The organism is Paenarthrobacter aurescens, from assembly GCF_025421775.1.
Lineage (GTDB): Bacteria > Actinomycetota > Actinomycetes > Actinomycetales > Micrococcaceae > Arthrobacter > Arthrobacter aurescens_B.
Genome location: NZ_JAOEFX010000003.1, coordinates 544,835 through 558,006, shown reverse-complemented (window position 1 = coordinate 558,006; position 13,172 = coordinate 544,835). Strand labels below are relative to the sequence as shown.

Here is a 13,172-nt window from a genome sequence, read left to right as displayed (position 1 = left end):
CTTCCGAGGCTCAATTAGCTCAGGTCCAGCTATGCATTTTCCCTGCCCTGCCTGTGCGTGGCCTGTGTCCGAATCACCGAAAAGCGTGCTGGGCGGAACTACGCTGGAGCCGGGCGGAAGGAAGGAAATCCATGATCGTGCAACTGCGCCTCTGTGTCCCCGGGGAGTTGTCCGATGCCGTCCTCGATTGTTGCAGCGGACAAACCGGTGCTGCCGAAGTGGCCGTCCACAGAGGCGCGTCCGTGGTGCCTCCCGGCGACGTGATCACCGTCCAAATTGCCCGGGAATCCACGGAAGAACTCATCGAACGGCTGCATGCCCTCAAAGTTCCCGAGCTCGGTTCGATCTCCGTCTCATCCCCGGACCTGGTCTTGTCCACCCGTGCTGACGCAGCCGAGGCTTCAGCCCCCGGGGAGTCCGCGGACTCCGTCATCTGGGACGAGGTCTCCCGGCAAACCGGGGAAGACTCGAAACTCACGTGGAGCTTCCTGGCCTTTCTGGTCATTGCAACGCAGTTGGCCGCAATCGGCATTGTGACCGATTCCACCATCGCAATTGTGGGGGCCATGGTGGTGGGTCCTGAGTTCGGCCCCTTGGCCGCGTTGGCCGTGGGACTGGTGGAACGGAAGTGGCGCTTGGTGCGCGCTTCGTTCCTCGCCCTCGGAGTTGGCTTCCCTCTTGCCATGCTGGTCACTGCAATTGCCGCCTGGCTTTCAGTGCCCTTGGGGCTGTTTCCCGACGACACGCTGGAACGGGGTTCCGCCGTCGAGTTCATCTACCACCCGGGACCCTACTCCCTGATCGTTGCCGCACTTGCGGGCGCGGCGGGAATGTTGTCCATGATCAGCCACCGGTCCTCGGCGTTGGTGGGTGTCTTCATTTCCGTCACCACCGTTCCGGCTGCGGGCTACGTTGCCGTCGCCCTGGTGCTGGGTGAATACAGCAAAGCGGCAGGATCAGCCATGCAGTTGGCACTGAACCTGGTTGGCATTGTGTCAGCTGCGGCTGCCGTGTTGCTGTTCTACCGGCTCATCGGCAAGCGGGTCTCCTTATCCCGCCGGCCGTCCGGCACCGGACGCACTGTGGCCAACCGGCGGGCCAGGTAGCGGGCGTCCCGGCAGACTCCGGGAAGCGTTGCCGAGGCGGCCGCGAAGAGGAATTCCTGGCCCAGGAAGTACACGCCGGGAAGGTCGTTTGCCACTCCCCTGGTCTGCTTCGGCTCACCTTGCTCGTCGAAGACCGGCAGTTTCACCCACGAGTAATCCTCGTGATACCCGGTGCACCAGATAACGTTGGCGGCCTCCACCCGGGTCCCATCATCCAGGACCGGCAACCCGTCTGAAACCCCCGCCAACCTGGGGCCGGGCTGAACTCCGATGGCAGCCAGATCCTTGGTCTTTGTCCGGATCAGGGGTGCAGCCATGGCCTTGAAGCCCGGTGCGGCTTTTCGCCCTACAGGCGTGTTGAGCGTGAGGACATGGACCCCCAGGAACCTGACCACAGGCAGGGCAAAACGTGCCGCTGTCCGGCCGTGCCGCATTGGCATCTCGCCATTGGGCTTCCCGGAAAGCACAGTGTCATGCGACCGTCCAACCTCCAGCGCGATCTCCGCCCCGGAGTTTCCGAGGCCGACCACCAGCACGGTTCCGTCCCGCAGTTGACCAGGGTTCTTGTAGTCCTGTGAATGCATCTGGACAATCGCTTGATCCAGGTCCCCCGCGAAGGATGGCCGCTTCGGAATGCGGTGTCCGCCGGTGGCAATCACCACGTTGCGGGTGTGCCAGATGCGGTCCCCTGACCGCACTGCGAAACCCTCACCGTCGGGACTGATTTCCTCCACGTAGGCGCTTGGAACGAAGGGGAGGTCGAAGCGGACCACGTAGTCCTCCAGATAGTCGGCCAGTTGGTCCTTGGTGGGGAAGGCCAGGCGGTCACCGGGGAACGGAAAGCCCGGAAGCCCGTCATACTTGGCAGGCGTGAACAGACGCAGCGAGTCCCACCGCTTCCGCCAGGCGTCCCCCGGCCGGCCATTCCCATCCAGGATGACGAAGTCCCTGCCTTCCCGGGACAACCAGTAGCCAAGCGCCAAGCCGGCCTGTCCACCTCCCACGATCACGGTGTCCATCTCGGTGTGCTGATGTGATTCCATGGCTGTTTTCCCTTTCTGGTGCGGTGCCGCAATGGGACCTGATACAGCCAAGATATTGCTGCGGCCTCCGCCACCGCGTCGGCCGAATTGCGCATTCCAGGTCAGGGGGCATGGGTATTTCTACCCACACGATGAAGGGAATTCAGTGAATCAGGCCGTGCTCGAAGGCGTAGCTGGTGGCCGCCGCCCTGGACGGCACAGCGAGCTTGGAAAGGATGTTGCTCATGTGCCTGGCCACGGTCTTCTCGCTGAGGTACAGCTCCCGGGCGATGGTCCGGTTCGAATGTCCACCGGCCACCAGCCGAAGGACTTCAACTTCCCTGCCCGTCAGCGAAGAAGGTCCTTTGGGCTTTCCCCCGGCGAGTTCCAGGACCTGCGCCACAGCCGGCGTTGCGCCCAGATCCGCGAATTCGGCCTTGGCTGCTTCGAACTCCATGGCTGCTGAGTCCGCGTCTCCCAGCATTGCGCAAGCACGGCCGGCGAGCACCCTGCAACAGGCGGCCTGATACGGGGCCTCAAGGCTGTACCAGAGCCGCCAGGCTTTTCTGGATTCACGGAGGCCAGCCGTGGCGTCGTCCTCTGCAAGCGCTACCTGCGCCGCTGCATGCGAAGCGAGCGCCAGCTCCAGGGGCCTGCTTTCCCCGACCAGCGGCTTGGACAGTTCCTCTGAAGCGGCTCGGGCCGCGGCAACGTCTCCGAGAGCGAGTTCTATCTCGACGGCGGCAGGGAGCAGGCGCCGGCGATTGGCAGTGTCTGCTCCAGCCAACGCCCGGCGCATGGTGGCCTGGGCCTGGGGCTCCTTGTGCTGTGCCAACTGAAGGAATGCGATGCCGGGTACCGGTTCGAAACCTGTTTCGGCCGCTGTGGCATAGGCCCTTGCCGCTTCATCCAGGAATCCTTGCAAGCGGAGGACTTCTCCTTGCTGGTACCAGGAACCAAACGTCGCATCAGGATCACCCTTCCTGACCCTCCCTTCGGCGGCACGTGCTACGGAGAGCGCTTCGTCCCACGCACCATGCAGAATAAGCAGCTCAGCGCGGTAGGCCTGGCATTGTCCGCTGAACATCACCATGTCCGGGCGTTCCCCGCACCAACGTTCCAGCGCCGACGTCCATTCGTGGGCACGCCGAACATCGTGCGATACACGGCAACTACCCAGGACCGCACAGTAGATGATCCCCGAAGGTATCGGGGAAACCTCGCCTGCGGTGACCGAAACCATCACTTCGTCAAGGAACAGAAGTCCCTCCTCCATGCGGCCAAGGGAAACGCGTGAGGTGCCTACGCCCAATTGTCCCAGTGCTTTGAGGTCGTTGTCATGGAAGGAGAGGCCCAGCGCCAACGCTCTGCTGAACATTTCATGGCCTGCCCCGGGATTGCCGGCACGAAGCGAGCCCAACGCAGCAGGAATGAGGAGGTACCCTTCCGCTGCACACGGCCCGTCCATGCCTTCGAGCAGGTGCTTGGCACGGGATAACCAGCCATTACCGAGGGCGTGCTCACCCATGTCCACGAGGAACATGACCAGCCATGCGGCACAGCGGGCCGCGCTGTCCGTGTCCCCCATGGTCAGGAATTCGTCGTGCGCTCTTGAAAGGTACTCGATGCTCCTCGCGTTCAAACCAAGCAACATCGCTACTGAAGCAGCCAACTCAATATCCTGGGGAGGGAGGCCGCCCTCGGAATCAGCGCGGGCGAGGCAATCAAGCGCATCGCTCCAACGGCGCTCATGGAATGCTGAGCGTCCCAGGTCCAAGTCTGTGTCCGGAGCTGTCATGGCTCACCCTGCGGGTGGTGGCGGCCCGGTTTGTGCCCAAGCCGCAGCGTTTAGCGTCAGGTTACCGCCGCCGTCGTACGCCTACAATAGGCGCGTCGGACCCGTTCAGAGACCGGCAGCGGGCGAACAAAAAACCCCGGTCACATTGTGACCGGGGTTCCTTGAACAGGCTGCTAGTGGCTGTGGCCTGCGTGTGCGTCTTCATCCTCAGCCGGCTTCTCGGCAACCAGGGTCTCGGTGGTGAGAACCAGGGCAGCAATTGAAGCAGCGTTGCGGAGTGCCGAACGGGTGACCTTGACGGGGTCGATCACGCCAGCGGCGATCAGGTCCTCGTACTCGCCGGACTTGGCGTTGAAGCCGTGGTTGGCCTCCAGCTCGGAAACCTTGGCGACCACGACGAAGCCGTCGAAGCCGGCGTTCTGGGCGATCCAGCGCAGGGGCTGGACCAGAGCGCGGCGGACGATGCCAACAGCAGCTGCTGCGTCACCCTCCAGCGCCTTGACGGCCGGGGACTCGTCCAGTGCCTTGAGGGCGTGGATGAGCGCGGAACCGCCACCGGAAACGATGCCTTCTTCGAGGGCTGCACGCGTGGAGGAAACAGCGTCCTCGATGCGGTGCTTCTTTTCCTTCAGCTCGACCTCGGTGGCTGCGCCAACCTTGATCACGCCGATGCCGCCAGCCAGCTTGGCCAGACGTTCCTGCAGCTTTTCCTTGTCCCAGTCAGAGTCCGTCCGGGTGAGCTCAGCACGAAGCTGGGCAACGCGGTCGGCGACGTCCTGGGCGGAGCCTGCGCCATCAACGATGGTGGTGTTGTCCTTGGTGACCGTGATGCGGCGCGCGGTACCGAGGACCTCAAGGCCGACGGTGTCCAGGGTCAGGCCGAGATCCGGGGAGACAACCTGTGCGCCCGTGAGCGTGGCGATGTCCTGGAGCATGGCCTTGCGGCGGTCGCCGAAGCCCGGTGCCTTGACGGCTACGACGTTGAGCGTGCCGCGGATGCGGTTGACGATCAGCGTGGACAGGGCTTCGCCTTCGATGTCTTCGGCAATGATGAACAGCGGCTTGTTGGCCTGCAGGGCCTTCTCCAGCAGCGGCAGGAAGTCCTGCAGTGAGGAGATCTTGCCCTGGTTGATCAGGATGAGCGCGTCTTCGAGGACGGCTTCCTGGCGCTCTGCGTCGGTGACGAAGTACGGGGAAAGGTAGCCCTTGTCGAACTGCATGCCTTCGGTGAGAACCAGTTCGGTCTGCGTGGTGGAGGACTCTTCAATGGTGATGACACCGTCCTTGCCAACCTTGCCGAACGCTTCAGCCAGCAGTTCGCCAACCTCGTCGCTCTGCGCAGAGATGGCTGCAACGCTGGCCACCTGGGTGCCTTCGACTTCGCGGGCGTTCTCCAGGAGGCGGGCTGCAACGGCTTCAACCGAAACCTCGATGCCGCGCTTGATTTCGCCCGGAGCGGCGCCGGCAGCAACGTTGCGCAGGCCTTCCTTGACCAGGGCCTGTGCCAGCACGGTTGCCGTGGTGGTACCGTCACCGGCGACGTCGTTGGTCTTGGTGGCTACTTCCTTGGCCAGCTGCGCGCCAAGGTTCTCGTAGGGGTCGTCAAGCTCAACTTCGCGGGCGATGGTTACGCCGTCGTTGGTGATCGTGGGAGCGCCCCACTTCTTGTCCAGCACGACGTTGCGGCCGCGCGGGCCAAGCGTCACCTTGACAGTGTTGGCGAGCTTGTCGATACCGGCCTCAAGAGACCGGCGGGCAGCATCGTTAAAAGCAAGCTGCTTTGCCATGGTTGTGTCCTTTCAAGACAGAAAACCCGCACCGCTGACGGTCGGAATGATTTCCAACGCGGCGGCGGTGCGGGGCTCCGGGAAGTTACTTTACGACGATCGCAAGGACGTCGCGGGCGGACAGAACGAGGTACTCGTTGCCGCCGGTCTTGACTTCGGTTCCACCGTACTTGGAGTAGATGACGACGTCGCCAACAGCTACGTCAACCGGTACGCGGTTGCCGTTGTCATCGAAACGGCCGGGGCCGATTGCAACAACTTCGCCTTCCTGCGGCTTCTCCTGCGCGGAGTCCGGAATTACCAGGCCGGAAGCCGTGGTCTGCTCTGCTTCGAGCGGGCGAACAACAATACGATCCTCAAGAGGCTTAATCGAGACCGACACTCGGACTCTCCTTTTCATGAGCTGATTCATGGACTAAGAACTAGGGTGCCGGAGCGTACAACCGTCGTCGCGGTGCCGGAAGACGCTTGGCGTGATTAGCACCCTCCGGGGGAGAGTGCTAACAAGACTCTATGTAAACGGTTAGCACTCGGTCAAGGTGAGTGCCAGCATTTCGTCACGGGTGAACGTCCGTCAACGGCCTGTGAGGTCGTCCAGATCATAGTCTTCGCCATCATCATCCTCGTCCAACGGTTCATTGCCGCGGTTCCGGTACAGCACTACGGCGGCGGCGACAGCCACGACGGCGGAGATCACCAACGTGATAATCCCGCCGGTGCGGGCTCCGCTGTAGAGCTCACGGATGTCCCGCGCTTCGTCGGTGGCATCGTTGACGCTCTTTCCAGCGACGGAATAGGTAGCTGCGTTGAAGGAATCCAGCGCGAAGATAATGATCAGCAAGCCGATGCAGACCACCGCGATCAAGGCACCCGCTATCAGGGCCGGGCGGGCAAACTTTGTGATGGCCGAGGGTTGCGTGGCTGCGTTATCTTCCATTTAAACAACCCTATCGGGCTGATTCGCCAGTCACGCTGTCACCAGCCGCGCCGTTAGGCTTGATCCCATGCCCCACGCACCGCAGGAACACATCGCGCCCTTGCTGACCACTGAAGGATGGGAACTTCTTGCCTCAATGGGGCCCTACCGGGAGGCTGACGCCCTCAGCGTCAACGCCGATCTCCGGAAGGCGGGCCACTCCCCCGAACTTGTGGCCGCTGTCCTGACGCAATCCCGGCTGCGGACCCGCGCCGAGGCCAAGTTCGGTGAGTTCGCCAGGCAGATGCTCTTCACCCAGGCCGGTTTGGAGCAGGCAACCCGCTTGAACGTCGCAGCAAGGCATGCCGAGCGTTTCGCCAAGGCCGGAATTTCCCACGTGGCAGACCTTGGCTGTGGCCTTGGCGCAGATTCGATGGCGATGGCGTCCATGGACATAGCAGTCACCGCCGTGGAAATGGATGAAACCACGGCTGCGTGCGCCACCATAAACCTCATGCCCTTCCCGCACGCCACCGTGGTGCACTCGGACGCCACAGCTGTGGAACTGGACGGCATCGACGGCGTGTGGCTGGATCCCGCCCGCCGCACCACGTCAACGTCCGGGACCAAACGGATTTGGGATCCGGAAGCGTTCTCTCCCCCGTTGTCCTTCGTGCAGCGCCTGGCGGCCACAGGGCGTGCCATCGGCGTCAAAATGGGTCCCGGCATCCCTCACGATTCCGTGCCCACAGGCTGCGAGGCCCAGTGGGTGTCCGTGGCCGGCGATGTCACCGAAGTGACCCTCTGGTTCAACGCAGTGGCCCGTCCCGGCGTGCGTCGGGCAGCCCTGGTGATCGGCAGCCAAGGTGCGGCTGAAATCACCAGCGGCGAGGATTTCGACGGCGGCCCGGTAGCCGACGTCGGGCCTGTTGAAGGCTTCTTGTACGAACCCGACGGTGCGGTGATCCGCGCAGGTTTGGTGGCCGATGTTGCCGAACGGCTGGGCGGGCACCTGGTGGATGAGCACATCGCCTACATCTGCGCTCCGGAACTGCACGACACTCCGTTTGCCCGCGCCTACAAGGTCCTTGAAGTGATGCCGTACAACGTCAAGGCCCTTAAAGCCTGGGTGAAGGACAACGGCGTCACCGTACTGGACATCAAGAAGCGCGGGACGGCAGTGACTCCGGAAGAGCTGCGAAAGCAACTGCTTCCCGCCAAGACCGGCAAGGGCAAGGACGCAAAAACAGCCACCCTGGTCCTCACCAGGATCGGCGAGGAGAGAGTGGCTGTTGTCGTGGAACCGGTGGCTGCCCAGGGATAGGGCGTGCCGCGGTCAGCGACGCGAGAATTCGGACGCTTCGCGGACCTGTTCGGGGGTCGGGCGCACGCCGGTGTACAGAACGAACTGCTCTTCCGCTTGGATCGCAATGACCTCCGCACCCGTGATCACAGGCTTGCCCGCCACACGTGCAGCCGAAATGAGCGGCGTCTCCGATGGGAGCGCCACGACGTCGAACACCACCTGCGCTGCGGCAATCGTGGCGTCGTCGAACGACTGGGCCGTCTCATCCGCGCCGGCCATCCCGAGCGGCGTGACGTTGATGATGAGATCAGCCGTTGAGCCGTTAACGTCAGCCTGCCATCCGAAGCCATAGAGAGCCGCCAGCGCACGGCCGGCGGCTTCGTTGCGGGCGACGATGGTGACGGCAGTGAACCCAGCATCCCGGAGGGCAGCAGCTACGGCTTTTGCCATGCCACCGGCGCCACGAAGCAGCACCGTGTGGCCGCTGGGAACCTGATGGTCCTTCAGGAGCCGGGCGATGGCGATGTAGTCGGTGTTGTAAGCAGTGAGGACGCCGTCGTTGTTCACGATGGTGTTCACGGAATCAATGGCTTTGGCCGACGGGTCCATCACGTCAACCAGCGGGATCACGGCCTCCTTGTAGGGCATGGACACCGCGGCACCCCGGATGGGGAGGCCGCGGATGCCCGCCACTGCAAGGGTGATGTCAGCAGGGGCGAATGCCTTGTAGACAAAGTTCAAGCCGAGCAGATCGTACAAATAGTTGTGGAACCGGGTACCTATGTTGCTGGGCCGGGCCGCGAGCGAAATGCACAGGGACATGTCTTTGTTCAGGATTGGCATTCCCCCATTAAACAACGCCCTCTTTGCACTGCTGTGCCGTTAACCTTGCCGCGCCTTCATGCGCGGGTTGTTCTTGTTGATGACGAACGTGCGTCCACGCCGGCGGACAATTTGGGCTCCGGGGATCTTCTTCAGCGCCCGCAGTGAGTTTCTGACCTTCATGGTGTTTCTCCTTTTGTTGGTGGTTTGGCTTAGGGTGCGTCGCTGAGTTCCAGGGGGTCGTCCCAGACGCCGAAGTCCAGTTCCATCTCGGCCTCAGTGAGCTGGCATCCATCAAGGAGCTCGCGGATTTCCCGGGCATCGATATCCCCGGAGTGCCCGGTCAGCGCCAGGACCGTCCCACGGTCGCCGTGCCGTGGGTGCCAGTCAAGGACAGAGTCGACGTCGACACGCGCCTGTTCATCGCGCGCCGGGCCAGATGCCGCTTCCGGCGAGTCGGCCAGCCACCTCCCGGTACTTTCGAGCCAGACCCTGGGCCCTATCCCCTGGACGGCGATCCGGGTAGCGGGCGCCGAAGCGATCCACAAACGGCCGCGCATCCAGTGCGCCCCCGCGGCAAGTTGGGGCAGCGCATCACGGAAGCGTCCCGGATGCAGTGGACGGCCCGCCTTATGAAGGACCGTGCGGAAGGAACCTGGCGTCTCATCGACAGGCACACGCACGACGCCGGGCCGGTTACGTGCCGCTGCTTCAGCGTCGTCGAAACATCCCGGCCGGAAGCTGTCAGACATCCCAATAATGTTGGCATGTGGCGCCAATTGGCCCAGCAGCTCCAGGCCAACGAGCCACGGCGACGACCCCTCGCGCGGGTCGCCGGCCAAGACAGCGCCCAAGCCCGGCTCCGCCATCACAGTGTCCACCTGCCCGAACTCTCCGATCAGGAACTCGCCGCTGGTGCGCTCATCCTGTGGCATGGACGTAAATCCGGATTCAAAAAGTGTGTGGCGGTCCCAAATATGGTCATCCAGGTCCACCGGGTCCAAGGCAAGCACGGCGTTGTCGATGACAGCCGGGCGGTTGAGGCCACGGCGAAGCTCCGCGACGGCCATCCCTGCCGCAACTCCTGGCGGCAGGCCAAGGACAACATGGTCGAAGCCGCATGCGGCGAGGCGTTCCGCCGTCGGGACGACGTCCAGCCTGACGGTGCAACTGAGGCAACCATGCTCAAGGAGCGTTGTTTCGCGTTCGAAAAGCCGACCGTCCCGGTAGACACGACGCAGGACCAGGGAACCGTCCAGGAGGTCGTGGAGGACCACCGCGGAGTTGGCGTGCGTGCTGCCAAGCCGTGTTGTGGCTGCCTCACGGCATTGGCTGTCCAGGGAACTGACGACTGTGAGGTGCATGGGTTGAGTCTAATGCGAAGCATTCTCATTAGCAAATGTCGGCCTGTTTCGTGCGTGAACCCGTCGATGTCAGGGGCGTTCACGCTGCATTAGACTTGATCCGACCGCTGGCGGCCCCGCAGCGGGGAACCGTGCCCGGGTGACACAACACAATGAGGGGACTACGTGCAGATTGATTTTGCGCCATCCAGGCAATCGACACTGGGTGTGGAATGGGAGTTGGCGCTCGTCAATGCACGCACGGGGGAACTGGTATCCGTCGCGAACGATGTCCTGAAGGGCGTTGCCGCGAACCATCCCGACCTCAACGAGGATGACGAACACCCCCACATCAAGCGCGAACTTCTCCTCAACACCGTTGAACTCGTCACAGGAATCTGCGAAACGGTCAAGGATGCCAAAGAAGACCTCAGCCGGTCCCTCGCCGCTGTACGAGAAGTCACAGACCCCATGGGCGTTGAAGTGTTCTGCGCCGGCAGCCATCCCTTCAGCCCTCCCCTGCTCCAGCCCGTCACGGACAAAGAGCGCTACGCCAAGCTGATCGAACGGACCCAATGGTGGGGCCGCCAAATGGTCATCTACGGCGTTCATGTCCATGTCGGGATCGACCGCCGGGACAAAGTACTCCCCATTTTGGACGGTCTGGTCAACTACTTCCCGCACTTCCAGGCACTGTCCGCTTCCAGCCCTTACTGGGCGGGGGAAGAAACCGGCTACGCGTCCCAGCGTGCCCTCATGTTCCAGCAGCTTCCCACTGCCGGGCTGCCCTTCCAGTTCGACACGTGGGAGGCATACGAGTCCTACGTCCAGGACATGTTCACCACAGGTGTCATCGACTCAACGTCCGAAATCCGCTGGGACATCCGGCCCGTCTCGAACCTGGGCACCATCGAGATGCGCATCTGCGATGGCCTGGCCACCCTTGAAGAAGTCGGCGCCATTGCTGCACTGACCCAGTGCCTGGTGGACGAGTTCTCCTCTATCCTTGACGCCGGCGGCACCATCCCCACCATGCCGCCGTGGCATGTGCAGGAGAATAAATGGCGTGCCGCGCGGTACGGCATGGAAGCCATCATCATCCTCGACGCCGAGGGCAACGAGCAGCTCGTCACGGAACACCTCGCGGAAACCGTAGAGCGCCTGGAACCCGTTGCGGCGAAGCTAGGCTGCTCCGAAGAACTGGCCGATGTCCTGAAGATCGTCCAACGCGGAGCCAGCTACCAGCGCCAGCGGCGTGTGGCTGCGGAGCACAACGGCGATCTGCAGGCAGTGGTCATGGACCTCGTGCAGCAAATGCGCAAAGGTCCCGACGCTTAAGTCCCGACGCTTAAGTCCCGACGCTTAAGTCCCGACGCTTAAGTCCCGACGCTTAGGTCCCGACGTTTAGGCCACGGGAAGGGTGCCTGCCCCGGGCGGGAAAGCCTGGGCGGGCACTGACACCGTGGTGACCGGCATGGAGGAATCCGGTGCGAAAGCCACTCCGCTCGGGCCGACGCCGGCCATGATCAGCTGGGCTCCGAGTGCAGCGACCATGGCGCCGTTGTCCGTACAAAGGTCCAGCGGCGGAACGTGAAGCCTGATTCCGGCAGAGGTACAGCGCTGACCGGTCAGTTCCCGGAGCCGCGAATTCGCCGCGACGCCACCACCGAGAAGGACGTCCGTGATGCCGTTCTCCCTGCAGGCCAGGACAGCCTTGGAACTGATGACGTCCACCACGGCTTCCTGGAAAGCTGCGGCGATATCCGCCACGGGCACCTGTTCCCCACGGGCCTCGAACTGCTCAACGCACCGGGCCACAGCGGTCTTCAGCCCGCTGAAAGACCAGTCGTACCGGTGCGGGCCTTTCTCCTCCGCAGTACCCATATATTTGGGCTGCGTGAGGCCACGCGGGAACCGGATGGATTTGGGATTGCCCTGGCGTGCCAGCTTGTCGATGGCAGGCCCGCCAGGGTACCCGAGGCCAAGGATGCGGGCTACTTTGTCATAGGCCTCACCGGCGGCGTCGTCAATGGTTGAGCCAAGCAGTTCGACGTCGTCCGTGATGCTCCTGATCCGCAGGATTTCGGTGTGCCCACCCGAGACCAGCAGTGCTCCCAGGTTCTCTGGAAGCTTCCCGGCACCCAGGCCGGTGGCAGCACCGGCGTCGGGCGTTCCATCCAGCAGGCCAACGCCAACATGCGCCACCAAGTGGTTGATCGCGTACAGCGGCTTACCCGTGGCGACAGCCAACGCCTTGGCCGCGCAGACTCCAACCATCAGCGCACCGGCAAGTCCGGGACCCGACGTCACGGCGATCGCGTCAATGTCGTCCAAGGTCACGCCTGCCTCATGCAGCGACTCCTTGAGGGTGGGCACAAAAGCGTCCAGGTGTGCACGCGAAGCGATCTCCGGGATGACGCCACCGAATCGTACGTGCTCGTCCATGGAGGAGGACACAGTATTGGTGAGCAGGGTTGTACCCCGGACAATGCCTACGCCGGTCTCGTCGCACGAAGACTCAATGCCGAGTACCAACGGCTGTTTTGGCTGTTCCGGATACGGGCCGCTCACGCTGTGGCTCCTTCGTGGGACTGTGGTTTGTTCAATTCAAGCCGCATGATCAGAGCATCCGTGCCGTCGCGGTAGTACCGGGGACGGACGTGGATCTGCTCGAATCCGAAGCGAACGTAGAGTTGCTGGGCGCGGGGGTTGTCCGCCCGCACTTCCAGCAGCACGTCCGCCGCGCGGCGACGCCGGGCTTCCTCAATCAGTTCCGTCAGGACAGCGGAGCCGATGCCCTTGCCTTCGAACTCAGGCACGACGGCGATCGTCTGGACGTCCGCGATCGGCTCGATGCACATCAACCCGGCGTAGGCCACGATCTCACCCGCAACCTCTGCCACGACGTAGCGACGTGTTTCTGGCTGGGCCAACTCATCGAAGAACATCTGCAGCGGCCAGGCGTCCACAGGGAACAGCCGGCGTTCCAGGGCCTCCACCGCCGGGATATCGGCCTCAGTCATGTCGCGGAGGGAAACTCCGGCGAGTTCCAGTTTCGGTGAGAGCTTCACA

At 63.1% G+C, this 13,172-nt stretch carries 13 protein-coding genes; 3 read left to right on the top strand and 10 right to left on the bottom strand.

The window, feature by feature from the left end; all coding sequences use genetic code 11:
• The first annotated feature begins 131 nt into the window (after positions 1 to 131).
• Positions 132 to 1,106, top strand: a complete 975-nt coding sequence (locus tag N7568_RS08725; RefSeq protein ID WP_261609447.1) for a DUF389 domain-containing protein — start codon at positions 132 to 134, stop codon at positions 1,104 to 1,106.
• Here N7568_RS08725 and N7568_RS08720 read toward each other — a convergent pair.
• From N7568_RS08720 to N7568_RS08700, 5 genes are all read right to left on the bottom strand, one after another.
• Entirely contained in the window at positions 1,022 to 2,149 is a 1,128-nt protein-coding gene (locus tag N7568_RS08720) for a flavin-containing monooxygenase (protein ID WP_261609446.1), read from the bottom strand. The two genes, N7568_RS08725 and N7568_RS08720, sit on opposite strands and share 85 nt — an antisense overlap.
• A 142-nt stretch (positions 2,150 to 2,291) precedes the next feature.
• Positions 2,292 to 3,926 carry a helix-turn-helix transcriptional regulator gene (locus tag N7568_RS08715; RefSeq protein ID WP_261609445.1) on the bottom strand — a complete coding sequence of 545 codons (1,635 nt, stop codon included), beginning with the start codon at positions 3,924 to 3,926 and terminating at the stop codon, positions 2,292 to 2,294.
• A gap of 173 nt (positions 3,927 to 4,099) precedes the next feature.
• The gene (gene groL / locus N7568_RS08710) at positions 4,100 to 5,713 is read right to left on the bottom strand and encodes a chaperonin GroEL (protein ID WP_261609444.1); all 1,614 of its coding nucleotides are present in this window, start codon (positions 5,711 to 5,713) and stop codon (positions 4,100 to 4,102) included.
• 85 nt (positions 5,714 to 5,798) lie between these two features.
• Positions 5,799 to 6,095 carry a co-chaperone GroES gene (gene groES, locus N7568_RS08705; RefSeq protein WP_011775524.1) on the bottom strand — a complete coding sequence of 99 codons (297 nt, stop codon included), beginning with the start codon at positions 6,093 to 6,095 and terminating at the stop codon, positions 5,799 to 5,801.
• A 192-nt stretch (positions 6,096 to 6,287) separates the two neighbouring features.
• Positions 6,288 to 6,650: a hypothetical protein gene (locus N7568_RS08700; protein WP_261609443.1), complete on the bottom strand. Its 363-nt coding sequence runs from the start codon at positions 6,648 to 6,650 to the stop codon at positions 6,288 to 6,290.
• Positions 6,651 to 6,717: 67 nt separating this feature from the next.
• On the opposite strand from N7568_RS08700, the gene N7568_RS08695 reads away from it, so the two are divergent.
• The gene (locus N7568_RS08695) at positions 6,718 to 7,953 is read left to right on the top strand and encodes a class I SAM-dependent methyltransferase (RefSeq protein ID WP_261609442.1); all 1,236 of its coding nucleotides are present in this window, start codon (positions 6,718 to 6,720) and stop codon (positions 7,951 to 7,953) included.
• Between the two features lie 12 nt (positions 7,954 to 7,965).
• Here N7568_RS08695 and N7568_RS08690 read toward each other — a convergent pair whose 3' ends face one another.
• From N7568_RS08690 to N7568_RS08680, 3 genes are read right to left on the bottom strand one after another with little or no spacing between them, the layout of a single operon-like run.
• Positions 7,966 to 8,778 (bottom strand): shikimate 5-dehydrogenase, encoded by an 813-nt coding sequence (locus N7568_RS08690; RefSeq protein ID WP_261609441.1) that lies wholly within the window; start codon positions 8,776 to 8,778, stop codon positions 7,966 to 7,968.
• A 39-nt stretch (positions 8,779 to 8,817) separates the two neighbouring features.
• On the bottom strand, positions 8,818 to 8,940 hold the full coding sequence (gene ykgO / locus N7568_RS08685) for a type B 50S ribosomal protein L36 (RefSeq protein WP_011775528.1): 123 nt from the start codon (positions 8,938 to 8,940) through the stop codon (positions 8,818 to 8,820).
• A gap of 29 nt (positions 8,941 to 8,969) precedes the next feature.
• On the bottom strand, positions 8,970 to 10,121 hold the full coding sequence (locus tag N7568_RS08680) for a GTP-binding protein (protein ID WP_261609440.1): 1,152 nt from the start codon (positions 10,119 to 10,121) through the stop codon (positions 8,970 to 8,972).
• 165 nt (positions 10,122 to 10,286) lie between these two features.
• Between N7568_RS08680 and N7568_RS08675 the strand changes: the two genes are divergently transcribed.
• Positions 10,287 to 11,438: a glutamate--cysteine ligase gene (locus N7568_RS08675; RefSeq protein WP_261609439.1), complete on the top strand. Its 1,152-nt coding sequence runs from the start codon at positions 10,287 to 10,289 to the stop codon at positions 11,436 to 11,438.
• Positions 11,439 to 11,504: 66 nt separating this feature from the next.
• On the opposite strand, the gene tsaD is transcribed toward N7568_RS08675, so the two are convergent.
• Together tsaD and rimI are read right to left on the bottom strand one after the other, a co-directional pair.
• The gene (gene tsaD, locus N7568_RS08670; protein WP_261609438.1) at positions 11,505 to 12,671 is read right to left on the bottom strand and encodes a tRNA (adenosine(37)-N6)-threonylcarbamoyltransferase complex transferase subunit TsaD; all 1,167 of its coding nucleotides are present in this window, start codon (positions 12,669 to 12,671) and stop codon (positions 11,505 to 11,507) included.
• Positions 12,668 to 13,171, bottom strand: a complete 504-nt coding sequence (gene rimI / locus N7568_RS08665; protein WP_261609437.1) for a ribosomal protein S18-alanine N-acetyltransferase — start codon at positions 13,169 to 13,171, stop codon at positions 12,668 to 12,670. Before rimI ends, tsaD begins: the two co-directional genes overlap by 4 nt.
• Position 13,172: the final 1 nt, after the last annotated feature.

Coding starts and splice junctions, on each gene's coding strand:
- N7568_RS08725 (WP_261609447.1), top strand. CDS start 132: ATGATCGTGCAACTGCGCCTCTGTGTCCCCGGGGAGTTGTCCGATGCC.
- N7568_RS08720 (WP_261609446.1), bottom strand. CDS start 2,149: ATGGAATCACATCAGCACACCGAGATGGACACCGTGATCGTGGGAGGT.
- N7568_RS08715 (WP_261609445.1), bottom strand. CDS start 3,926: ATGACAGCTCCGGACACAGACTTGGACCTGGGACGCTCAGCATTCCAT.
- groL (WP_261609444.1), bottom strand. CDS start 5,713: ATGGCAAAGCAGCTTGCTTTTAACGATGCTGCCCGCCGGTCTCTTGAG.
- N7568_RS08700 (WP_261609443.1), bottom strand. CDS start 6,650: ATGGAAGATAACGCAGCCACGCAACCCTCGGCCATCACAAAGTTTGCC.
- N7568_RS08695 (WP_261609442.1), top strand. CDS start 6,718: ATGCCCCACGCACCGCAGGAACACATCGCGCCCTTGCTGACCACTGAA.
- N7568_RS08690 (WP_261609441.1), bottom strand. CDS start 8,778: ATGCCAATCCTGAACAAAGACATGTCCCTGTGCATTTCGCTCGCGGCC.
- ykgO (WP_011775528.1), bottom strand. CDS start 8,940: ATGAAGGTCAGAAACTCACTGCGGGCGCTGAAGAAGATCCCCGGAGCC.
- N7568_RS08680 (WP_261609440.1), bottom strand. CDS start 10,121: ATGCACCTCACAGTCGTCAGTTCCCTGGACAGCCAATGCCGTGAGGCA.